General features: G+C 65.3%; 18 protein-coding genes, 1 tRNA gene and 1 pseudogene. 7 read left to right on the top strand and 13 right to left on the bottom strand.

Annotated features, from left to right (window positions below; genetic code table 11):
- The first annotated feature begins 141 nt into the window (after positions 1-141).
- Positions 142-1,248 (top strand): annotated as a pseudogene (locus ACP5M5_RS08095) (transposase).
- A gap of 317 nt (positions 1,249-1,565) precedes the next feature.
- On the opposite strand, the gene ACP5M5_RS08090 reads toward ACP5M5_RS08095, so the two are convergent.
- From ACP5M5_RS08090 to ACP5M5_RS08065, 6 genes are all read right to left on the bottom strand, one after another.
- Positions 1,566-1,641 (bottom strand) — tRNA-Glu (locus ACP5M5_RS08090).
- A 259-nt stretch (positions 1,642-1,900) separates the two neighbouring features.
- Positions 1,901-3,007: an LLM class flavin-dependent oxidoreductase gene (locus ACP5M5_RS08085; RefSeq protein ID WP_427936612.1), complete on the bottom strand. Its 1,107-nt coding sequence runs from the start codon at positions 3,005-3,007 to the stop codon at positions 1,901-1,903.
- A gap of 40 nt (positions 3,008-3,047) precedes the next feature.
- Positions 3,048-3,995: an ABC transporter permease gene (locus ACP5M5_RS08080; protein WP_427936611.1), complete on the bottom strand. Its 948-nt coding sequence runs from the start codon at positions 3,993-3,995 to the stop codon at positions 3,048-3,050.
- 29 nt (positions 3,996-4,024) lie between these two features.
- Positions 4,025-5,011: an ABC transporter permease gene (locus ACP5M5_RS08075; RefSeq protein WP_427936610.1), complete on the bottom strand. Its 987-nt coding sequence runs from the start codon at positions 5,009-5,011 to the stop codon at positions 4,025-4,027.
- Positions 5,011-6,528, bottom strand: a complete 1,518-nt coding sequence (locus ACP5M5_RS08070) for a sugar ABC transporter ATP-binding protein (RefSeq protein ID WP_427936609.1) — start codon at positions 6,526-6,528, stop codon at positions 5,011-5,013. Before ACP5M5_RS08070 ends, ACP5M5_RS08075 begins: the two co-directional genes overlap by 1 nt.
- Positions 6,525-7,604: a sugar ABC transporter substrate-binding protein gene (locus ACP5M5_RS08065; protein ID WP_114911495.1), complete on the bottom strand. Its 1,080-nt coding sequence runs from the start codon at positions 7,602-7,604 to the stop codon at positions 6,525-6,527. The genes ACP5M5_RS08070 and ACP5M5_RS08065 overlap by 4 nt, the downstream gene beginning before the upstream one ends.
- Positions 7,605-7,783: 179 nt before the next feature.
- Here ACP5M5_RS08065 and ACP5M5_RS08060 point away from each other — a divergent pair, with 179 nt between their 5' ends.
- The 5 genes from ACP5M5_RS08060 (at position 7,784) to argJ (ending at position 11,733) form a co-directional block, all read left to right on the top strand.
- Positions 7,784-8,719, top strand: coding sequence for a class I SAM-dependent methyltransferase (locus tag ACP5M5_RS08060; protein ID WP_427936608.1), 936 nt, complete (start codon positions 7,784-7,786; stop codon positions 8,717-8,719).
- A gap of 200 nt (positions 8,720-8,919) precedes the next feature.
- Positions 8,920-9,123, top strand: coding sequence for a 50S ribosomal protein L35 (gene rpmI, locus ACP5M5_RS08055; RefSeq protein ID WP_114913697.1), 204 nt, complete (start codon positions 8,920-8,922; stop codon positions 9,121-9,123).
- A gap of 13 nt (positions 9,124-9,136) precedes the next feature.
- The gene (gene rplT, locus ACP5M5_RS08050; RefSeq protein ID WP_274964973.1) at positions 9,137-9,493 is read left to right on the top strand and encodes a 50S ribosomal protein L20; all 357 of its coding nucleotides are present in this window, start codon (positions 9,137-9,139) and stop codon (positions 9,491-9,493) included.
- Between the two features lie 77 nt (positions 9,494-9,570).
- Positions 9,571-10,488: a peptidylprolyl isomerase gene (locus ACP5M5_RS08045; protein WP_427936607.1), complete on the top strand. Its 918-nt coding sequence runs from the start codon at positions 9,571-9,573 to the stop codon at positions 10,486-10,488.
- A gap of 9 nt (positions 10,489-10,497) precedes the next feature.
- Positions 10,498-11,733 carry a bifunctional glutamate N-acetyltransferase/amino-acid acetyltransferase ArgJ gene (argJ, locus tag ACP5M5_RS08040; RefSeq protein ID WP_427936606.1) on the top strand — a complete coding sequence of 412 codons (1,236 nt, stop codon included), beginning with the start codon at positions 10,498-10,500 and terminating at the stop codon, positions 11,731-11,733.
- A gap of 79 nt (positions 11,734-11,812) precedes the next feature.
- On the opposite strand, the gene ACP5M5_RS08035 is transcribed toward argJ, so the two are convergent.
- The 7 genes from ACP5M5_RS08035 to ACP5M5_RS08005 form a co-directional block, all read right to left on the bottom strand.
- Complete coding sequence (locus ACP5M5_RS08035) at positions 11,813-13,477, bottom strand: OFA family MFS transporter (RefSeq protein ID WP_427936605.1); 1,665 nt, start codon at positions 13,475-13,477, stop codon at positions 11,813-11,815.
- A gap of 83 nt (positions 13,478-13,560) precedes the next feature.
- Positions 13,561-13,764 carry a formate dehydrogenase subunit delta gene (locus ACP5M5_RS08030; RefSeq protein WP_274964977.1) on the bottom strand — a complete coding sequence of 68 codons (204 nt, stop codon included), beginning with the start codon at positions 13,762-13,764 and terminating at the stop codon, positions 13,561-13,563.
- 26 nt (positions 13,765-13,790) lie between these two features.
- A complete protein-coding gene (gene fdhD / locus ACP5M5_RS08025) occupies positions 13,791-14,627 on the bottom strand; it encodes a formate dehydrogenase accessory sulfurtransferase FdhD (protein ID WP_427936604.1) in 837 nt (278 codons plus the stop codon).
- Complete coding sequence (gene fdhF / locus ACP5M5_RS08020) at positions 14,624-17,455, bottom strand: formate dehydrogenase subunit alpha (RefSeq protein ID WP_427936603.1); 2,832 nt, start codon at positions 17,453-17,455, stop codon at positions 14,624-14,626. The genes fdhD and fdhF overlap by 4 nt, the downstream gene beginning before the upstream one ends.
- 9 nt (positions 17,456-17,464) lie before the next feature.
- Positions 17,465-19,018 carry an NADH-ubiquinone oxidoreductase-F iron-sulfur binding region domain-containing protein gene (locus ACP5M5_RS08015; protein ID WP_427936602.1) on the bottom strand — a complete coding sequence of 518 codons (1,554 nt, stop codon included), beginning with the start codon at positions 19,016-19,018 and terminating at the stop codon, positions 17,465-17,467.
- Complete coding sequence (locus ACP5M5_RS08010) at positions 19,015-19,539, bottom strand: formate dehydrogenase subunit gamma (protein WP_427936601.1); 525 nt, start codon at positions 19,537-19,539, stop codon at positions 19,015-19,017. Before ACP5M5_RS08010 ends, ACP5M5_RS08015 begins: the two co-directional genes overlap by 4 nt.
- Before the next feature lie 200 nt (positions 19,540-19,739).
- Complete coding sequence (locus ACP5M5_RS08005; protein ID WP_114911505.1) at positions 19,740-20,633, bottom strand: LysR family transcriptional regulator; 894 nt, start codon at positions 20,631-20,633, stop codon at positions 19,740-19,742.
- 356 nt (positions 20,634-20,989) lie between these two features.
- On the opposite strand from ACP5M5_RS08005, the gene pqqA reads away from it, so the two are divergent.
- Positions 20,990-21,070 (top strand): pyrroloquinoline quinone precursor peptide PqqA, encoded by an 81-nt coding sequence (gene pqqA / locus ACP5M5_RS08000; protein ID WP_114911506.1) that lies wholly within the window; start codon positions 20,990-20,992, stop codon positions 21,068-21,070.
- Positions 21,071-21,114: the final 44 nt, after the last annotated feature.

Raw genomic sequence — 21,114 nt, 5'->3', positions numbered from 1 at the left:
TTTGAGCCGCTGATTTTTCTTAGGCCCTTGCGATGCTAACGTATTCCAGAATTGGTTGCAACATGGAAGCGGAACCCGAATTCCGCGATAAAGCGATCTACGGCTTGAAAAAGCCATTGTTTTTTATGGAGAACGGCGCGATTGACGTTTGAGGATCGTTCATCTGGTGGGTGCGATGGGGCATTTCAGACAGTGTTGCCGTTCAAATTGGCGGCGACGGACGAGACGTTGACGGCGCGGGGCGGATTGGCGGTGTTTGGCGAGTCTCTGCGGACGAAGCGGGCTGCCGCGCTGATTGACCATGAGTTGCCAGCCCCCGGCAGCGCGGCGGGATACGCGCCTTCGGTTCATGGCTTGCCGCTGATCCTGATGCTTGCCGGCGGCGGGCGGAGGCTGGAGGATTTGCGTGTCCTGCGCAAGGACAAGGGCCTGCGCGCTTTGCTGCAGCTTGTGCAAATGCCGAGCGGTGACGCGACCGGCGACTGGCTGCGTCACCAGGGCGGGCAAGGCAGTGGCGGGCTGGTCTGCAACGGATGAACCGAAGCCTTTCTCGTCGCTTGCTGCACCAGGACGATCGCACCGGGTATATGCTTGACATCGACGCGATGTAGATCGTCGCGGAGCGCGCCGACAGCGCGGCCTATCAGGCGGAGATTTTCAACTGGTGCGACGCGAGCGGCAAACAGTTCGCGATCGGCGCCGATCAGGACGCTGCGGTGAAAGCGGCGATGACCGCCATTCCCGTGCATGCGTGGAAGGCGTGTCGCGACGGCGAGATCGCCGAGACCGTCCATGGCATGAACAAGACGAAGACGGCATTCCGCCTGATCGTCACGCGGCGCGCAGACGCCGGACCTGTTCGCGGACCGCTCGCCCTGGCGCTATCACGCCATCGCCAGTAACCCGCGCCGATGAAGACGCGCAAGCGACGCTGGCATGGTATAACCAGCGTGGCGAGGCCAGCGAGAACCGCATCAAGGCGCTGAAGATCGGCTTCGGCATGGACTCCATGCCGTGTGGGACATGCGAAGCCAACGCCGTGTTTTTTCCATCGGTGTGCTGACCTATAATCTTTATCTTGGCTTTCGCGCCAGCGCGCTCGGCGATGGCTGGGAGCGCGCGCAGGGAGAGACCGTGCGGTGGCGTTTGTTTCAGACGGCGGGCAAGATCATCCGCCATGGCCGGCACGTGTTCTCGAAGATCAGCGGCGAGGCGTTGGCAATCTTTGTGACGATCCGCGAGCGTTGAGCGCGGATCCTGGCCGAAGGAGGCGCCGTCCCCGAAACCTCATGACGGCAGCGCGTTCGACCGAGCGGACATCAGCCGTATCGACGGCAGAGCGGCGTCCGAAATGCGCGAAAATAGCGGCGTCGGCGACCAAAACCAGTCGCAACGCCCCGCCGGCGGGACCGGCAGCGCCGGGGCTGTCCAAAACGAGCCGAAAAACGCCCGTCAGACCAACGCGCCAACGCAATCTAAAACCCGACCGCGGATCTTGGGTTTTGCTCCGCCATTGACAAGCCGCCGCAGGCGGCGTATAATAACCGGTTAATAATGTGCCGAGTTGGCGTCCCGTACGGGATTCGAACCCGTGTTACCAACGTGAAAGGCTGGTGTCCTAGGCCTCTAGACGAACGGGACAGCGAGAGAGTGCCTAAAGAACGATGCTTGGCCGGTCAAGCGGGGTCTGTGCCAGGATCCCCGGACAAAACGACGAGGCGTGCCGAGCGGCATCCCGCTTCGGCGGCATTCTCTCCTCGACCTCAGACGCATGATCGCCGGCACGAAAGGGCGAGACCGACGATCGCGACGAACGTGCAACGCGCCAACGGTTTTGCCAGGGTTTCCCGCTCAGGCCGCCCATGCCTTGCAAATTTCAATATTGCCCAACCCTAAAAACTCATCCCCCGATTGCCCCCAAAGAGCTGGCGGCATTGATCTTCGGCAATACTTTTTCCGCCATCAGCACCATCGAGCGCCGCGCCAGCGCTGGATCCCGCCAGTCATGCCCGGCATAGAGCAGGGTGCCGAAATCGCCGGTTTCCTCGCGAAAGACGAGGATTTCATCGGCGACCTGGTCCGGCGTGCCATGGATCACGAGTTGGCGGCAGACGTCATCAAGTGTTACCGCGTCATCCGCCATCGCCGGGTCCGGCTTGAACAGATTGAGCCGCCCAGCGCTCCGCATCTTGGTCAGCATCTGCGCGTAATAAAAACGATAGGGGCTGGCGGCCTCGGTTGCGTAGGCGCGGGCGGTTGCGGCCTCATCGGCGACGAAGACGCTTTTCGCGACCCGCCAGGAGGCCGGATCGGCGGTGCGGCCGATGCGGGCGCAGCCCTCGGCAAAGCGTGGCCAGTGCGTCGCGACCCAGCACGGCAGCAGGAAATTCGCCGAAATCATATCCCAGCCGCGCGCCGCCGCCTCGGTCACGCCCTTTGAGTGGGGTGCGACGGCGGTGACGATGATCGGCGGGTGCGGGCGTTGCAGCGGCCGCGGCATGACGCCCTGGCCGATCTCGGCGATCAGCGTGCGCGCGGTCGAGATCGTCCAGTATGTCCCGGCAATCTCATAGGGCGGGTCGCGCTCCCAGATCGCGAGCACGTGGTTGATCGCTTCGAGGAACATCGCGTTACGGTCGGCCGTCAACGTCCCGAACACCTCCCAGTCGGACGGCAGCCCGCCCGGGCTGATGCCGAAATTGAGCCGCCCGTCGAGCAGATGGTCGAGCATCGCGATCTCGGCGGCGACCGCGGCGGGATGGCGGTTGGGGAGATTGACCGTCCCGGTGCCGAGGCGGATCCGCCGCGTCACCCCGGCGAGGGAGGCGAGAAACAAGGTCGATGACGTGATATTCTCCGCCTGATCGCTTACGTGCTCGCCGACATAGGCCTCCTGGAACCCGAGTTCGTCGGCGAGCATGAAGGCCGCGCGATCCTCGGCGAGGGCCAGGCGCCAATCCTTGTCCAGAGGATGGATGGGCATGGTGAAGAAACCGAGCTGCATCATGTCGTTCCCGAAAAATCGCAAAGGGGGGATGGGCTGGCCCTTAACTCTCGCGCGTCTCGCGGCCGTAGAGGAGCAGGAGGACGAGGATGATGACGCCGTAGATGATGCTCCGGCCATATTCGGCCATATTCATCGCGAGCAGCACGCTGACCAGGGTGACGAGACAGATCGCGCCGGCGACGGCGCCGAGATAATGCCCGCGCCCGCCGAGGATTGAGGCGCCGCCGATCACCACCGCCGCGATCGACTGAAAAAGATAGGGTTCGCCCATGCCGAGCGAGGCCTGGCCGCCGAAACCGACCAGCATGATCCCGGCGAGCGCGGCGGTGAGCCCGGAAAGCCCGTAGAGCCCGATGATGGTTGCGCGGACGCGGAGCCCGGCAAGCGTGCTCGCGCGGAGATTGGTGCCGATGGCATAGGTCGCGCGGCCGAACACGGTCGCTTGCAGCAGAAACGAGACCAGCCCGATCACCGCAAGCCAGAGCCAGAGCGGCGCCGGCACACCGAGCAGGCTGCCATGCGCGAGCCCCTGTACCCAGGGCGGCGCGTAGGCGGCGCAGGAGGCGCAGGTCATGCCGCCGCTCAAACCCAGCGTCAGGCCCTCCATGATGCCGTTCATCGCAAGCGTCATCACCACCGCCGGCACCCCGAGCACGGCAACCCCGATCCCGTTCGCGACCCCGACCAGCGCTCCCATCCCAAGCGTCAAGGCCAGGGCGGTGGCTGCATGGGCGTTTTCGCCGCCCGAACTCGTCGCCAGCAGGATCGCAGCGGCATTCAAGACCCAGGGCACGGAGAGATCGATGCCACCGATGAGGATCACGAAGCTCTGACCAGCGGCGACGAGGCCGACGAACATCGCGACGGTGAGGATGGTGAGCACGTTCGTCGTCTGAATAAAGCCCGGCCGCACCAGCCCGCCGAGCAGAAACAGCAGCACCGCCGCCGCATAGGCGTAAAATACCCGCCGTCCCGTCGGCGAAAGCATGGGCACCCTCCGCCGTCTTTCCCTGCCGCTCATGTTTGTACCCGCCGCCTTCGCACCAGCCGCCCAATGCCTTCGGCGAGCACCACCGCGATCACCAGGAACGCGCCCTCGTAGAAGGATTGGTAGAGCGGATCGATATGCGCGAAAAACAGGATATTGACGATCATCGTGGTGACGAAGGCGCCGAGAATGGCGCCGATCCCGCTGCCCCGCCCGCCGAACAGGCTAACGCCGCCGAGCACCACCGCGACGATCGAGGTCAGGGTGTAGCCGTTGCCGGTGGTGGCGTCGCCGGCGGTCGCCGAAGCGGCGAGAAACAGCCCGGCGCCAGCGGCGATCAGGCCACTCAGCGCGTAGGCGACGAGCTTGGTTGCCACCGGATCGATGCCGTTCGCCGCCGCCGCCGCTTCGTCATTGCCGATGGCGAGAAGCGCGATACCGGCCTGGCTCCGGCGCAATACGGTCCAGAGCAGCATCAGCGCCAGCACATAGAGCAGCGCATAGGGCGCGCCGGTATTGACGAGGAGCGCGGTGTAGCTCTCGGGCACGCTGCCGCCCGGCTGCGGCAGGACGCGGATCGCAAGCCCCTGAAAAATCGCGAGCGTCGCCAGCGTCACCAGAATCGGCTGCAGGCGGCCATAAGCGACGAGAGCGCCGTTGATGAGGCCGAGCCCGGCGCCGGCGAGAAGGATCAGCGCCGACGCCACAATCATCGACGTCGCCGTAGTCCCGAGATAGAGCGCGGCCAACGCATTGCTGAGATCGATGATCCCGCCGATCGAAAGATCGAGCCCGCGGGTGAGAACGACCATGGTCTGGGCCAGGGCGGCAAGCGCCAGCGGCATAGTGTTGTTGACACTGGCGGTGAGTTCGAACCCACCGGGAAGGCGGCCTTGGGTTGCGAGATAGAGCGCGGCATAGACGATCACCGCGATGACGAGGAGGGTCGCGACCAGCGCCAGCCCGAGATGGCGGGCGAGGGCTTGCGAGAGCGGCGCGCGGCGCGGCGACGCCATCACGCGGCGGCCGGCTCGCGCATCGCCGCGGCGACGATGCGTTCGGCGGTCAGGCTCTCTGCGGGAAGCTCAGCGGCGATAAGCCCTTCGCGCAGCACCAGGACGCGATGGGCAAGATGAGCCAGCTCTTCCGCATCCGAGGAATAATAGAGAATGGCGCGGCCAGCACCGGCCAGCGCCGTCATCAGCTCATAGATTTCATGCTTGGTCGCAACATCGACGCCGCGCGTGACATCATAGAACAAAAGGACGGCGCAATCGGCGAGCAGCCAGCGCCCGAGCAGGATTTTCTGCTGATTGCCGCCCGAGAGTGCGGCGACCGGGCTCGTGATCGCGGGCATACGCACCTTGAGCCGCGCCACCATCGCCGCCGCCAGCGATCGCAGCCGCCGTCGGCGCAGAACACCCAGGCGGCTTTCGCGCCCAAGCACCGCGAGCATCAGATTGTCGTCCACCGACAGTGGCAGCAAAAGCCCCTCGGTCTTGCGGTCCTCGGGCACCAGCGCGATCCCGGCCCGGATCGCCTGGCGCGGCGAGCGCGGGCGAATCTCTTGCCCTTCGCGCAGGATCCGCCCCGCTTTGCGCGCCATCGCGCCAAACAGCATCAGGAACAATTCCCGATGCCCGTGCCCTGCGAGCCCGCCGATCCCGAGAATTTCGCCGCGTCGGAGGCTGAGAGAGGCGGACACAAGCCGCCCGCCGGCAAGCCCCTCGACGGTGAGCGCCGGCGCCGAGGCGGGCGCCGTCGGGCGCGGCGGATAGAGCGTTTCGACACGCTGGCCGGTCATCAGCGTCACCGCCTCGTCCTCGTCAAGCGTCGTGAAGCTCCCGACATCGCGGCCGCCGCGAAAAACGGTGATGCGGTCGGCGATGGCGGCGATCTCGTGCCAGCGATGGGAGGTGAAGAGGATCGTCCGCCCGGCGTCACGCAGCCGGCGCACTTCGCCGAACAGCCACGCCGTCTCACGCTCCATCAGCGCCGAGGTCGGCTCATCAAGCAGTAGGATGTCGGGATCGTGCGAGAGCGCGCGGACGATCTCGATCACCTGGCGATCGGCGAGCGGCAGATCCTCGACCAGCGCGCCGGGATCGATCTGGCGGATGCCAAAGCGCGCGAACAAAGCCTCCGCCGCGGCCATCAGGCGGCGCTGGCTGGTAAGGCCAAAGGCGCCGCGGGGTTCGCGCCGCAGCAGCAGATTTTCGGCGACACTCATCGCGGGCAGCAGCGTCAGCTCCTGAAATACCGTCCAGCAGCCAAGCCGATGCGCGGCGTCAGGGGTTTTCAGGGCAACCGCTGCGCCGCGCAGGCGAACGATGCCACTATCGGCGCGCAGCCGCCCGCCGAGGAGCTTGATCAGCGTCGATTTGCCGGCGCCGTTTTCGCCGACCAGCGCATGCACCTCGCCGGGAAAGGCACGGAGCGAGGCTTCGCTCAGCGCTTGCACGCCGCCGAAGCTCTTGCTGACCGAAACCGCCTCCAGACTGGCCGCGTCGTCGCGCGCGCTCGCGTCGTTCATGCCGCCGGGAGGTCAACCGCGAGGCGGCCTGCGCAGGCCTTGCCGTCGAGCGCGGCATCGACGCAGATCTTCACGGTCGCGTGCGGGCCGGCATCGGTGAAATCGGCGAAGAAACTGTCGGGAAGATCGGGGAACACCGTCTCGCCGGTTTTCACCGTCTCGCTGGTGACATAGGGGAAGGGGATGGTGATGTCCTTCTTCGGGTAATCGCCCTTGAGCACCCGGCGCGCGAGTTCGAGCGAAATCACCGAGAGAAACGGCGGCTGGCCGATCGAAATGCCATCGACTTGGTGGCCCATATAGCCTGAGAGAAATTTGCGGAAGCCATTTTCCGCCTCGCCCGCGGTCGGCGGCAGCTTGCGCCCGGCGGCGATGAACGCCTTCAAGACGCCGTCCGTTCCGCCCTGGCACCAGATGCCGTCGATCGGCGGCAGCGAGGGGAGCGCGGCGGCGGTGTTGCGTTCGGCGGTCGCGCTGTCCCACATGCCCGTGTAGCGGCTCACCACCTTGATATCGGGATGCTCCGCCCAAACACTTTCGGCGCCCTTGTTGCGGTCGAGGTCGACATGGGTGCCGGCAACGCCGGTGACCATGATCACATTGCCCTTGCCGCCGATTTTCTTGGCCACGAACTCGGCCCCCATGCGGCCGAACGCGAATTGGTCGGTATTCACTTTCAGCGCGCTCGGCGCGGTGACGACGTTATCGAAGGATACGACGAGAATGCCGCGATCGGTGGCCTGCTTGATGATGCCGTTGAGCCCGGTCGGGGAGGCGGCGTTGAGCACGATGGCGTCCACCCGCTCGGCGATCAGGTTGGAGAATTGCTGCGACTGCTTGGAGACGTCATTGCCGGAATTAAACCAGCTCCCTTCGATCTCGCTGGCGAAGGGCTCCATCAGCAGCGCCGATTTGAACAGATTCTCCATCTCGATGCGCCATTTGTTGCCGATATAGGAGTTCGAGAGGGCGATCTTGAATTTTCGCGCAGCCCGCGCCCGGCGGGGCAGCAGGGCCGGCGCTGCGGCGAGGGCAAGACCGGTGCGCAACAGAGCGCGGCGGTGGAGAGCGGACATGACAATTTCCTCATTATAGGGCGAGTGCCCGGTTTGTTTCAGTCCCCGGCGGCAGGACTGGCGAGTGGAGCGATAAATCTGCCCGATCCTCCGATACCTGTCGAGGCCGCGCGGCGGCAAGACTTTATTCACGAAATCGCGCCATTCTGTGACGCTAGAATGAGGGGAATACTGGGATCATGAGTTTCATGGCGCTGCGGCATTGGCTGGGCCGCGCCCGGCGTGCGGCAGTGCCACCGGCGCTCTCCGCGCCGCCGCCCGCCGCCGAGGAGTCGGCGCGGCATGAGCCCAATCGCTTGCCCGATCCGCCGCTCAAACCCGGGCTGACGCCGCTTCTCGCGCTGCGCCATGACCTTTGCGGCGAGGGATTTCTGTTTCCCGACGGCGCCGAGGAGGTGGTGCGGCTTGCACGCCCGCTCGGGCTCTCGGAAGCCTCCAGCGTCGCGCTGCTCGGCGCCGGGAGCGGCGGCCCGGTCACCGCCGTCACCGCTGCCTTCGGCGCCTGGGTCAGCGGTTTCGAGGCTGATCCCGCTCTGGTCACGGTCGCCACCGAGCATTGCCGCCATAGCGGCCACGGCAAGCGCGTCTCGATAGCGCCCTGGCAGCCCGACAAGCCCGACTTACCGCGGGCGCAGTTCCATCATGCGCTCTCGCTGTTCGCGCTCGCCGATGTGGCGCCGAAGCCGGTGCTGGCGGCGTTGGCGCAGGCGCTCCGCCCGCGTGGTCAGCTCGTTTTGCTCGATCTCGTCACCGCCCCCGATCACCAGCCGGATGCCAGCTTCACCGATTGGGCGCGGCTCGAGGCGCGCTCCTTGCCGCTTCCGACCGAGGCCGAGATCACGCAGATACTCGGCACGTTGGGCTGCGACGTGCGGGTGGCCGAGGACGTCTCCGAACGGCATGTCGAGACGATCATCGAGGCATGGCGGGCCCTGGTGCGCCCGATGGCCAGCGCGCGGCCGTCGCTGGCCCGGGCCAAGCTCCTGGTCGCCGAGGCGGAACGCTGGCTGCTCCGGGTGCGGCTGCTGCAGGCCGGCCGCATCCGCCTCGTGCGCTGGCATGCCATTACCAGCGGCAAGACCCAGCAAACGCCCGCCCCTCACAAACTCGCCTGACGTCGGCGCGCGCGGCTTGCCCGCCATGCCGCCGCGCGCGACCGCCGTTTTGTTCAGAGACCAGGCCGCGGGCGGCTTGCCAGAGGTGCTAGCGGCTGCTAGAGCTGCGCCCCTTGATCTCGCGCGCCCGGGCGAAGTAGGGCATGCCCGGCCGCGATTGCGCGCCTTCTCGGCGTGCCCCTTTCGGAAAGGAGAGCGAAATGCCCAAGATGAAGACCAAATCCTCGGTCAAGAAACGATTCAAGATCACCGCGACGGGCAAGGTTCTCGCCGGTCCGGGCAAGAAGCGACATAATCTTTCGGCACGCAGCCAGAAAGCCAAGCGCAGCAACCGTGGCAGCCAGGTGCTTACCCATGCGGACGGGTTGACCGTCAAGCAATGGGCGCCGTACGGGCTCGGCTGAGGAGACATAACCCATGGCACGTGTGAAACGCGGCGTGACCTCTCACGCTCGGCACAAGAAAGTTCTCGATCAGGCGAAGGGCTATGTCGGCCGCTCTTCGACCAATTATCGCATCGCGCTGGAGCGGCTAGAGAAAGCTCTGCGCTATGCGTATCGCGACCGCCGGGTTAAAAAGCGCGACTTCCGCGCGCTCTGGATCCAGCGCATCAATGCCGCGGTACGTGAACATGGTCTCACCTACTCGAAGTTCATCGCCGGCCTGAAGCGCGCCGGCATCGAGATGGATCGCAAGGTGCTGGCGGCGATCGCCTATGATGACGCGCCCGCCTTCGCCGAAATCGTGCGGAAGGTCCAGGCGGCGCTGAGCTGAACAACACCCGCCGGGCGGGCAACGCCCGGCGCCTTGTCACGGGAACTTCCATGCGGATTTCGCGGTTTTCTACTCTGATGCTGGGCAGCGCGCTCGGCGTTGCCCTGCCTCTCTCCCTCGCTCTTGCGCAAGCGACCACGCCGCCACCGGGGACGGTGCCGCCGGGCGTCACAGTTCCCGCCGCCAAGCCAGACCCGGTGGTCGCGCGGGTGAACGGGCGCGAGGAGCATCTGAGCGATCTCGAAAACCTCGCCCAGAATCTTCCCGAGCAGTTGCGCAACATGCCGCCCAACATGCTCTATCCGATCCTGATCGATCAGATCATCGACCGCGATCTCCTGGTACAGCGCGCCCGCAAGGAGAAGCTGCAAAACGATCCCATCGTCAAGCGCGAGATGGATGATGCCGCCGACATGGCGCTGCAGAACGCGTTGATTAACCGCGCGGTTGCGCCGGCGATCACCGACCAGGCGCTGCAGGCCGCCTATCAGAAGGAGATCGCCGGCAAGCCGGGCGAGGAGGAGGTGCATGCGCGCCACATCCTGGTCCCGACCGAGGCCGCGGCCGACAATGTGATCAAGGAATTGCAAGGTGGCGCCGATTTCGCGGCACTGGCCAAGAAGGACAGCACTGACCCCGCTGGCGCCAATGGCGGCGATCTCGGCTGGTTCAAAAAGAGCGATATGCTGCCCGAATTCAGCGACGCCGCCTTTGCCCTCAAACCCGGCCAGTTCACCACGAAGCCCGTTCATACCCGTTATGGCTGGCACGTGATCCAGGTGATTGAGCGCCGCACCGCGCCGCCGCCGACCTTTGCCGAGGCGCGCGACCAATTGCGCCAGAAGGCGATCCAGGATGCGGTGCAGAAAGAGATCGAGGAAGCCCGTAAAGGCGCTGAGATCGAGCGTTTCAATCTCGACGGCTCGCCGGTGCGCGCGACCGACCAGGCGGAGCCGCCCGGCTCGCCGCCGGCCGCGGACGGCAAGGCGCAGTAGCCGGCGCGCATGGCGGGCTCCGCGCCGGTTTCGCCGCTCGCGGTGGCGCTGCCGGATTTGCCGCCGCTGGCCGGCGTCAAGCTCGGCGTCGCGGCGGCCGGCATCCGCTATCAGGGACGCAATGACCTTTTGGTCGCGGAATTCGCGCCAGGGACCACGGTTGCCGGCGTTTTCACCCGCAATCGCTGCCCTGGGGCGCCGGTCGAGTGGTGCCGCAAGCTGCTACCGGCGGGGCGGGCGCGCGGCCTCGTCGTCAATGCTGGCAACGCCAATGTTTTCACCGGCCGCGCCGGGAGCGATGCTGCCCGCGCGACCGCGGAGGCGGCGGCGAAGCTGATCGGCTGTCCGGCCCGACACGTGTTTCTCGCCTCCACCGGGGTGATCGGCGAAGTGCTGCCGGTCGCGCGTCTGACAGCGGCGCTGCCCTCGCTGTATGCCAATCTTCACGAAGATTGTCTGGCGGACGCGGCTCGCGCCATCATGACCACCGACACTTTCCCCAAGGCGGCGACGCGGCTCGCGCGGATCGGGGAGACGGAGGTGCGGATCACCGGGATCGCCAAAGGCAGCGGTATGATCGCGCCGGACATGGCGACGATGCTCTGTTTCGTGTTTACCGATGCCAAGATCCCGGCGCCGGCGCTGCAAAAATGTCTCACGCGCGGGATCAGCGGGAGTTTCAATGCGATCACCGTCGATTCCGACACCTCGACCTCGGATACCGTCTTGCTGTTCGCGACCGGCCAAGCCCGCCATGCCCCGGTTCCCGCCACCGGTGGGGTAGCGCTGCGCGATTTCTCGGCGGCCCTCGCCGAGCTGTTGCACGATCTCGCGCTTCAGGTGGTGCGCGATGGCGAAGGGGCGCAGAAACTGATCCGCATCGATGTCACCGGCGCGGTGTCTGCGCGCTCCGCTAAGCGCATTGCCCGCGCGATCGCCGATTCGCCCCTGGTCAAGACCGCGGTTGCCGGCGAGGACGCGAATTGGGGGCGGATCGTCATGGCGGTCGGCAAAGCCGGGGAACCGGCAGACCGAGACCGTCTTTCGATTGCCGTTGGCGGCGTTTGGATGGCGCGCGACGGCGCCATTGTTCCCGGCTACGACGAAGCCCCGGTTGTCGCCCATATGCGCGGGCGGGAAATCGCGATCGCCGTCGATCTCGGCCTCGGCCGGGGCAAGGCTACGATGTGGACCTGTGACCTCACCCACGGCTATATCGACATCAACGGCAGCTATCGCAGCTAATCGCCCGCGCCCCCCCGTTCAGGACAAAAGTTTTTTGGTTCTTTTTTTCAAAAAAGAACTTTTTCTTTTCTCTACTCCCTCACCGAAACATCACTAGGGTGTGGCTCAAGGTGATGAAAATGCCCCAGGCGAGGGGGATGCCGATCGCGAGCCAGGCGAGCAGCGCGCCGGGGGTGAAGCCGCCGCGCCCGATCCCGTATGAGCCGGAGACCACCTTCGCCACCGGATGGGCGGCGAGGTCACGGCGCGCTTCGTCTTCTTCCTTCATGAACCATTTTTCGTCCAGCGGGCGGATCAGCAGGTTGGCGATGAAGCCGAGAAACAGCAGCCCGGCAAGGATATAGAGCGTGCGGTCATAGACAGCCGAACGCGCGACGCCGGCGCTGATCTGGGTGTCGCGGAGATAGCTCACCAGCACCGGGCCGATGACGCCGGCGGTGGACCAGGCGGTGAGGATCAAGCCGTGGATGGCGCCGACGAATTTGGTGCCAAAAATATCGGCGAGATAGGCAGGCACGGTCGCGAAACCGCCGCCATACATCGAGAGCGCGATGCAGAGGCAAGCGACGAAAAGCGCCTTACTGCCCATATGCGCGGCGGAAGGCGCGCTCGCATAGACGATCATGCCGAGAATGAAGAAGGTGGTGTAGGTATTCTTCCGCCCCAGCCGATCGGAGAGCGAGGCCCAGAAAAACCGCCCGGCGATGTTGAACAGCGAAAGCAGCCCGGCAAAACCGGCGGCGATCGCGGCAACCGCCGCGCGCTGGTGGGCGTCGAGCGCGGTGAAGCCGACATCCGGGGCGCCGATCAGTTTTCCGGCGAAGATTTCCTGCAGCATCGGCGAGGCCATGGCGAGGATGCCGATGCCGGCACTGACATTGAGACAGAGCACCGCCCAGATCAGCCAGAATTGCGGCGTGCGCGGCGCCATGTGGAGATGGACGTGGCGGGTGGTGATCATCGGCCGGCCGCTCTCCGTCGGCGGCGTCCAGCCCTCCGGCTGCCAGTTCTCGGGCGGCACGCGATAGCCGAAGGCGCCGATCGTCATCACCACGAAGTAAATCACCCCTGTCACCGCGAAGGTGAGCGCAACGTTTTGCCCGGCGGTTGCGGGAAAACTCGCGATCAGGCTATTGGCGAGCGGGGCGCCGATCATCGCGCCGCCGCCAAATCCCATGATCGCCATGCCGGTCGCCATGCCGCGGCGATCGGGGAACCATTTGATCAGCGTCGAGACCGGGGAGATATAGCCAAGCCCGAGACCAACACCGCCGATCAGCCCAAGGCCAAGCCAGATCAGCCAGAGTTGATGCACGAAAACCCCCGCCGCGGCGATGAGATAGCCGCCGCCCCAGCAGAGCGCGGCAACGAACCCGGCCTTGCGCGGCCCGGCGCGCTCCAGCCAGCCGCCCCAGATCGCCGCGGAGGCGCCGAGAAGGACGATCGCGATGGTAAAAGTCAGAACCAGATCGGATACTGCCCAGTCGCAGTTGCTAGCCAAGAGCACCGAGAAGAGTCCGGTTCCGGCGGTGCAAGCGATCGGTTTGGCGCCGCCGAGAGCGCGCGACAGCGGCAGCCAATAGACGCTGAAACCATAGGCCATGCCGATGCAGAGATGGATGGCAACGGCGGCCGGAGGAACCAGCCAGCGGTTGAAGCCGGGGCGCGCAACGATGCGCGCGCGATCAAGGAGTCCAGCCGACGCTGGCATTGCCCCAGTGGGCGCGGTGTCTGCTCGCGACATGGTTTTTTCTTCCTTTGGCCGTTTCCCAGGACGATGTCAGTCTCGACGTGCGCAACGATATTACGCTGATATGAAACGCAGACTCAAGAAACCTTGGCGTCTTCCGCCAGCAGTCCAACCGCCGCCGCGGCCAGCGGATCGAGCCCGCCGCCGCCCGCCGCGACATGGGCGACGATTTCGCGCCGCATGCGTGGATCCCAGAATTTGCGCAAATGGTCGGCGATTTCCGGCGGCGCGCGCTCGGGGCCGAGATGGGCAAAAAAGCGGCTGATCTGATTCGCCATCATGGTTAGTTTTTCAGGCGACATGGTTTTCAGGCGACATGGGCCTCTCTCTCGATGACGATGCGCGCGGGATGGGTGAAAATCTCGAACCCGTCGGCGCGGGCGATGGCGGCGAGGGTGATGCCACAGCGCTCGGCGCGACGGATGGCAAGCCCGGTCGGGGCGGAAACCGCGAGTACGATGGCGCATCCCATCCGCGCCACTTTCTGCACCATCTCGACCGAGACCCGCGAGGTCAGCAAGACGGCGCCAGGCGCCGGCGCGATACCGGCGCGGAGCAGGGCACCGGCGAGCTTGTCGAGCGCGTTGTGCCGCCCGACATCCTCGCGCACCGCGACGATGCCGCGGCCAGGGGCGAAAAATGCCGCGGCGTGGAGCGCGTGCGTTTGCTGGTTCAGCGTCTGACGGGCGCCGAGCCCCGCCATCGCGGCGGCCAGCGTCCCGGCGTCGAACTTGAGGTTGCTTACGATCGCCGGCAGAGGTGCTAGCGCCGCTTCCAAGCTTTCCATGCCACAGAGGCCGCAGCCGGTTGCCCCGAGAAGCCGCCGCTGGCGCCGCCAGAGCGCCGCCTCGCGTACCCCCGTAAGATCGAGGCGCAGCTCGATCGCGGCCTCGCCATCGATCTCACGGGCGACGATGTCGCAAGCAGTGATTTCGTCCGCCGCGGTGATCAGCCCTTCATTGCGGGTAAACCCCCAAGCGAAATCTTCGAGATCAGCCGGGGTTGCCATCATCACCGCGTAGGTCGCGCGGCCATAGGTGAGCGCGACCGCGGTTTCCTCCGGAATCTGGCGCAGGCCGCGCGCCGCACCATGCTCTCGCCAAACGAGTGGCGTGTCCGTCAGGATCGGCGCCGGCAGCGTCATTCCGCGGCCAGGATACGCCGGCTCTGTTCGGCGTGCTGGCGATAGGTTTCCTGCCATTCCGTCGGCCCGTTGGCGCGCGCGACCTGCACTGCCGTGACCTTGTATTCCGGGCAGTTGGTCGCCCAGTCGGAAAACTCCGTTGTTACCACATTGGCTTGCGTATCGGGGTGGTGGAAGGTGGTGTAGACGACACCCGGAGCGACGCGGTCGGTGATCAGGGCGCGGAGTGCCGTCGCGCCGGCGCGGCTTTCGAGCTTCACCCAATCGCCGTCGCGGATGCCGCGTTGTTCGGCGTCGTGCGGGTGGATTTCCAGCCGATCCTCCTCATGCCAGGCGACATTGGCGGTGCGCCGTGTCTGCGCGCCGACATTGTATTGCGAAAGAATGCGTCCGGTGGTGAGGAGCAGCGGAAAGCGCGGCCCGCTTTTCTCCTCGGTCGCGACATATTCGGTGATCATGAAATGGCCTTGGCCGCGCACGAAGCCGCCGATATGCATGGTCGGTGTGCCCTCCGGCGCCGCCTCGTTGCACGGCCACTGCACCGAGCCGACGCGATCGAGCAGGTCGAAGGAGACGCCGGCGAAGCTCGGCGTGGTGCGGGCGATCTCGTCCATGATTTCGGCAGGATCGCGATATTTCATCGGATAGCCGAGCGCGTTCGCCAGCATCTGGGTGATTTCCCAGTCGGCATAGCCGTTTTTCGGCCGCATCACGCGGCGGACGCGATTGATGCGGCGCTCGGCATTGGTGAAGGTGCCGTCTTTTTCGAGGAAGCTCGACCCCGGCAGGAAAACATGGGCGTAATTCGCGGTCTCGTTGAGGAAGAGATCCTGCACCACGACACATTCCATCGCCGAGAGCCCGGCGATCATGTGATGCGTGTCGGGATCGGACTGGACGATGTCTTCGCCCTGAATATAGAGCCCCTTGAACGAGCCATCCATTGCCGCGTCGATCATGTTGGGAATGCGCAAGCCGGGCTCGGCGTCAAGCGCAACATTCCAGACCTTCTCATAGATCGCGCGCGTCGCGGGTTCGGAAATGTGGCGATAGCCGGGCAGTTCGTGCGGAAAACTCCCCATGTCGCACGAGCCCTGGACATTGTTCTGGCCACGCAGCGGGTTCACGCCGACGCCCCGGCGGCCGATATTGCCCGTCGCCATCGCGAGATTGGCGATCGCGATCACCGTCGTCGTACCCTGGCTGTGTTCGGTGACGCCAAGGCCGTAATAGATCGCGGCATTGCCGCCGGTCGCATAAAGCCGTGCCGCGGCGCGGATCTGATCGGCGGGCACGCCAGATACTTGCGCCACCGCCTCGGGGCTGTTCTCCGGGCGGGCAATGAAGTCCGCCCAGTCCTGGAATGCATCCCACTCGCAATACGCGCGCACGAACGCTTCGTTCACCAACCCCTCGGTGACGACGACATGGGCGAGCGCGTTGACCATCGCGACATTGGTGCCGGGGCGGAGCGGCAGATGATGGGTTGCTGCAATATGCGGAGAGCGGACGAGATCGATGCGGCGCGGATCGATGACGATCAGCTTGGCGCCGGCGCGCAAACGCCGCTTCATGCGCGAGGCGAAGACCGGGTGCGCGTCCGTCGGGTTGGCGCCAATCACCAGAATGACGTCGCTGTCATCGACCGAGTCGAAATCCTGCGTCCCCGCCGAGGTGCCGAAGGTCGCTTTCAAGCCATAGCCGGTCGGGGAATGACAGACGCGGGCGCAAGTATCGACATTGTTGTTGCCGAAACCGGCGCGGACCAATTGCTGGACGAGATAGGTCTCCTCGTTGGTGCAACGCGATGAGGTGATGCCGCCAACCGCATCCTTACCGTAGCGCGCCTGAATCCGCTTGAATTCGGCGGCGCTGTGGGCGATCGCTTCCTCCCAGCTCACCTCGCGCCAGGGATCGGTGATTTTTTCGCGGATCATCGGCCTGAGAATGCGCTCGCGATGGGTCGCATAGCCGAAGGCAAAGCGCCCCTTGACGCAGGAATGCCCGTGATTGGCCTTGCCGTCTTTGTATGGCACCATGCGCACCACCTCTTCGCCGCGCATCTCGGCCTTGAAGTTACAGCCAACGCCGCAATAGGCGCAGGTGGTGACGACGGAATGCTCCGGCTGGCCGATCTCGATCACCGATTTCTCGATCAGCGTCGCGGTCGGGCAGGCCTGCACGCAGGCGCCGCAGGAGACGCACTCGGAGGAGAGGAAATCGGCCCCGCCGGTCGCGACCTTGGACGCGAAGCCGCGCCCGGCGATGGTCAGCGCGAACGTGCCCTGCACTTCCTCGCAGGCGCGCACACAACGCGAGCAGACGATGCACTTGGCCGGATCGAAGGCGAAATACGGATTGGAGAGGTCTTTGCTCGCCGCGAAATGATTGGCGCCGTCATAGCCGTAACGCACTTCGCGTAGACCGACGGCGCCGGCCATGTCCTGCAATTCGCAATCGCCGTTGGCAGCACAGGTGAGACAATCGAGGGGATGGTCGGAAATATAGAGTTCCATGACGCCACGGCGGATTTTCGCCAGCCGCTCGGTCTGCGTCGCAACCGCCATGCCGGCTGCGACCGGCGTCGTGCAGGAGGCCGGGGTGCCAGCGCGGCCCTCGATCTCGACGAGGCAAAGCCGGCATGAGCCGAACGCATTGAGGCTGTCGGTCGCGCAGAGTTTCGGCACCGCGATGCCGGCCATCATCGCCGCCCGCATGATCGAGGTGCCTTCGGGCACGGTCACTTGGTGACCATCAATGGTGAGCGAGACGGTTTTTCCGCTGCTCGGTTGTGGCGTGCCGTAATCGGTTTCCTTGATCAGCGACATGGCGACCTCCTATGCGGCGGCGTGTGCGGCGGCGCGGGTGAAATCGTCCCGGAAATGGGTGAGCGCGCTCATCACCGGATACGGCGTGAAGCCGCCGAGCGCGCAGAGTGAGCCGAATTTCATCGTCTCGCAAAGATCGGCAATCAGAGCGAGATTTTTTTCGACATCCCGCCCCGCACGGATGCGATCCATGACCTCGACGCCGCGGGTCGAGCCGAGCCGGCAGGGCGTGCATTTGCCGCAGGATTCGATCGCGCAGAATTCCATCGCGAAGCGTGCCTGCGCCGCCATGTCGACGCTGTCGTCAAACACCACGACGCCGCCATGGCCGATCAGCCCGTCGCGCGCGGCGAAAGCCTCGTAATCGAACGGCGTGTCGAACAAAGCGCGCGGGAAATAGGCGCCGAGCGGGCCGCCGACCTGCACCGCCCGCGCCGGGCGCCCGCTTGCCGTGCCGCCGCCGATCTCTTCGACCAGTTCGCCGAGGGTGACGCCGAACGCCGCCTCGAACAAACCCGGATAGCGGATATTGCCGGCCAATTGGATCGGCATGGTGCCGCGCGAGCGGCCGATGCCGAGTTCCTGATAGGCTTTCGCGCCTTCGGCGAGGATGATCGGCACCGAGGCGAGCGAGATCACGTTGTTGATCACCGTCGGTTGGCCGAAAAGCCCTTCGAGCGCCGGCAGCGGCGGTTTGGCGCGCACCATCCCGCGCTTGCCCTCGAGACTGTCGAGCAGCGCCGTCTCCTCGCCGCAGACATAGGCGCCGGCGCCGACCCTGACTTCGAGATCGAAGGAAAATCCCGTCCCCTGGATGTTGTCGCCGAGAAAGCCGCCGCGCTTTGCCGCCGCCAGCGCGCGCTCCATGGCGGCGATCGCGTGCGGATATTCCGAACGCGTATAGAGATAGGCCTTGCTCGCGCCAACCGCGTAGCCCGCGATTAGCATCCCCTCGATCAGCACGAAAGGATCGCCTTCCATGATCATGCGGTCAGCGAACGTGCCGGAATCGCCTTCATCGGCGTTGCAGACGATGTATTTGCGCGCGGCTTTGGCGCCCGCCGCGGTGCGCCATTTGATCCCGGTCGGAAAACCGGCGCCGCCGCGCCCACGCAGGCCAGAAGCGACGACCTCCTCGATGGTCGCGGCGGGGCCGAGCGCAAACGCCCGCGCAAGCCCGAGCCAGCCGCCATGCGCGGCATAATCCTCGGCCGAAGCGGGATCGACGATGCCGGTGCGCGCGAAGGTGAGCCGGGTCTGGCGCTTGAGATAGGGAATCTCCTCCGGCCGGCCAAGGCGCTTCGGATGCGCAGCCCCGGCGAGAAACTCTGCCGCGAAGAGCGATGCGACCTCGTCGGCCGCGATCGGGCCATAGGCGATGCGGCCGGAAGGGGTCGCAACCTCGAGCATCGGCTCCAGCCAGTAAAGCCCGCGTGAGCCGGTGCGCACGATTTCGAGCGCGATCCCGCGCGCTTGCGCCTCGCGCGCAAGCGCAGCCGCGACGGCGTCGGCGCCGAGTGCCAGCGCGCCGGCATCGCGTGGCAGGAAGATCCGGGCGCTCACGCCGGCTGCTCCACGCCGCGCGCCGCAGCGACCAGGGCTGCGAGGCGCTTGGCGTCCAGCCTGCCGATCGGGGCGCCGTCGAAAAGTGCCGCCGGCGGCATGGCGCAGAGACCGAGACAATAAACCGGCTCGATGGTGAGCGCGCCATCGCTGGTGGTTTCGCCCCAGGCAAGGCCGAGCCGCGCCAGAAGATCGGCGGCAAGCGCAGCACCATTCATCGACTGGCACGCCTCGGCGCGGCAGAGCTTCAGCACATGCCGACCGGCGGGCGCGCGCCGGAAATCGTGATAGAAGCCAATCACACCCTTGATCTCGGCGCGCGAAAAATTGAACGCGTCGGCGAGCAGCGGCTCTGCCGCCTCGGGCACGCAGCCGAACGCCGCCATCAAGGCATGCAGCGCCGGCAACAGACCGCCTTCGCGGCTAGCCTCGGCGGCAATCAAAGCGCTCGCCTGCGCCGCGTCCCAATCTGGGTGGGGATGCGTGTCGCGCCGATGGCCATCGGTCATCGCAATATCCATGAAACTCATCATCCTCGGATCGTCGACGATCCCTCGTAAGCCGATCGCTCAGGGATCAGATGCGCATAAGAGGCGGCGTGATCAAGGCAGGCTTGCCGTGACGCAATAGAACATCACGATTAAGAATTGGTTTTGACTGACGATCTTTCTGGCGCCGCCGGGGTGGGATCGCTGCCCAAGACCGCGACGCCGCGCGGCGGTCAGGTCTCGAGATGGGGCGCGATGATCTGCGCTTGGGTGACCAGGGCTGCGGTCAGCGGCGTCATCGGTTCGCGATAGGGCACGACGAGGCCGACCATCGGGCTCGGTGGCCCGCCTTCGATCGGGATCGCCCGCACCGCGTCGCTGAGCCCGAGCATGGCGGCGAGCTTGATCGGCATCACGCTCGCCCAATGGCCGGTGCGGACATGCGACCACAGCACCACCATCGAGTTCGATTCCAGCGTCGGCATCGCCGGCCGCCCGGTCAAGCGCAGCATGCGGTCGAGAATGCGGCGGTTCTGCATGTCAGGCGTGAGGAGGCAGAGCGGAATCTGCGCCACATCCTCCCAGGTCACTTTCGCGCGATCGCCGAGCGGCGCCTGCGGCGCGGTGATCAAACAGTAGCGTTCGTGATAAAGCGGCACCGTGCGCACCCGCCCGAGCGGTTCATTATCGAGATAGGTGATACCGGCATCGACCTCGAGATTTTCGAGGAGCGCCAGCGTCGCGATCGAAGTCGAGGAGAGGATGGTGAAGGTGACGCCGGGATGGCGCTCGCGATACGGCGTGGTGAGTTGCGCGACCATGGCGAGCGCCGTCGGGATGACGGCGATTTTGAGATTGCCGGCGAGTCCCTGTTTGAGCGCGCGGATTTCCTGGCGCATGGCGCGGGTATCGGCGACGATGCGCCGCGCCCAATCCAGCGTGCGCTCGCCTTCCGGAGTGAAGCCGAGAAAGCGCGAGCCACGCTGGACCAAAAGCACCCCGAGCGTTTCCTCCAACTGCTTAATCCCGGCCGACAAGGTCGGCTGCGTGACACCGCAAATTTCGGCGGCGTGACCGAAATGCCGCTCACGCGCCAGAGCCAGGAGATATTCCAATTTCTCGATCACGTAACACGAACCTTTCACCCGCCACTTAGACGCAGGCTCAATTTCTGGCAAGCGTTTGGAATATCGGAATATTTATTTTAATATAGCGAGGCGGCCACATATGCCCCGTCACGGCGGCTTTTCGATGGGCTTTTCAATGAGGCTGATCGAGAAAATCAGTTTGCGGGGTGGCGGGAAGTCGTTTAGATAGCTCTTTAGGTCGGTGGGGCTGTTCGGGTTCGAGCATCTTTCCGATCTGGTGGTTCAGTCGTCAGGTTAAGCCTGTCGTAAGGTTAAGTCTGATCGCGTTGTTGAGCTGAATACTGGCCGCCACAGAACGAAACCCAGAAGGTTCTTTGTCATTAGGAGGCAACACCATGGCCTGGAAATCCCCGAAGATCGTCGAAATCGCGCTCGGCGCGGAAATCAATAGCTACGCCTGCGCCGAAGCGAAGTAATTTCGCAAAAACGCCGCCGCGAGGCGTCGCCTCCGGCGGCGTTT

This window comes from Acidibrevibacterium sp. (assembly GCF_049965395.1).
Lineage (GTDB): Bacteria > Pseudomonadota > Alphaproteobacteria > Acetobacterales > Acetobacteraceae > Acidibrevibacterium > Acidibrevibacterium fodinaquatile.
Note: the sequence above shows the minus strand (reverse complement) of the source record. Positions and strands in the feature narration are given on the sequence as shown.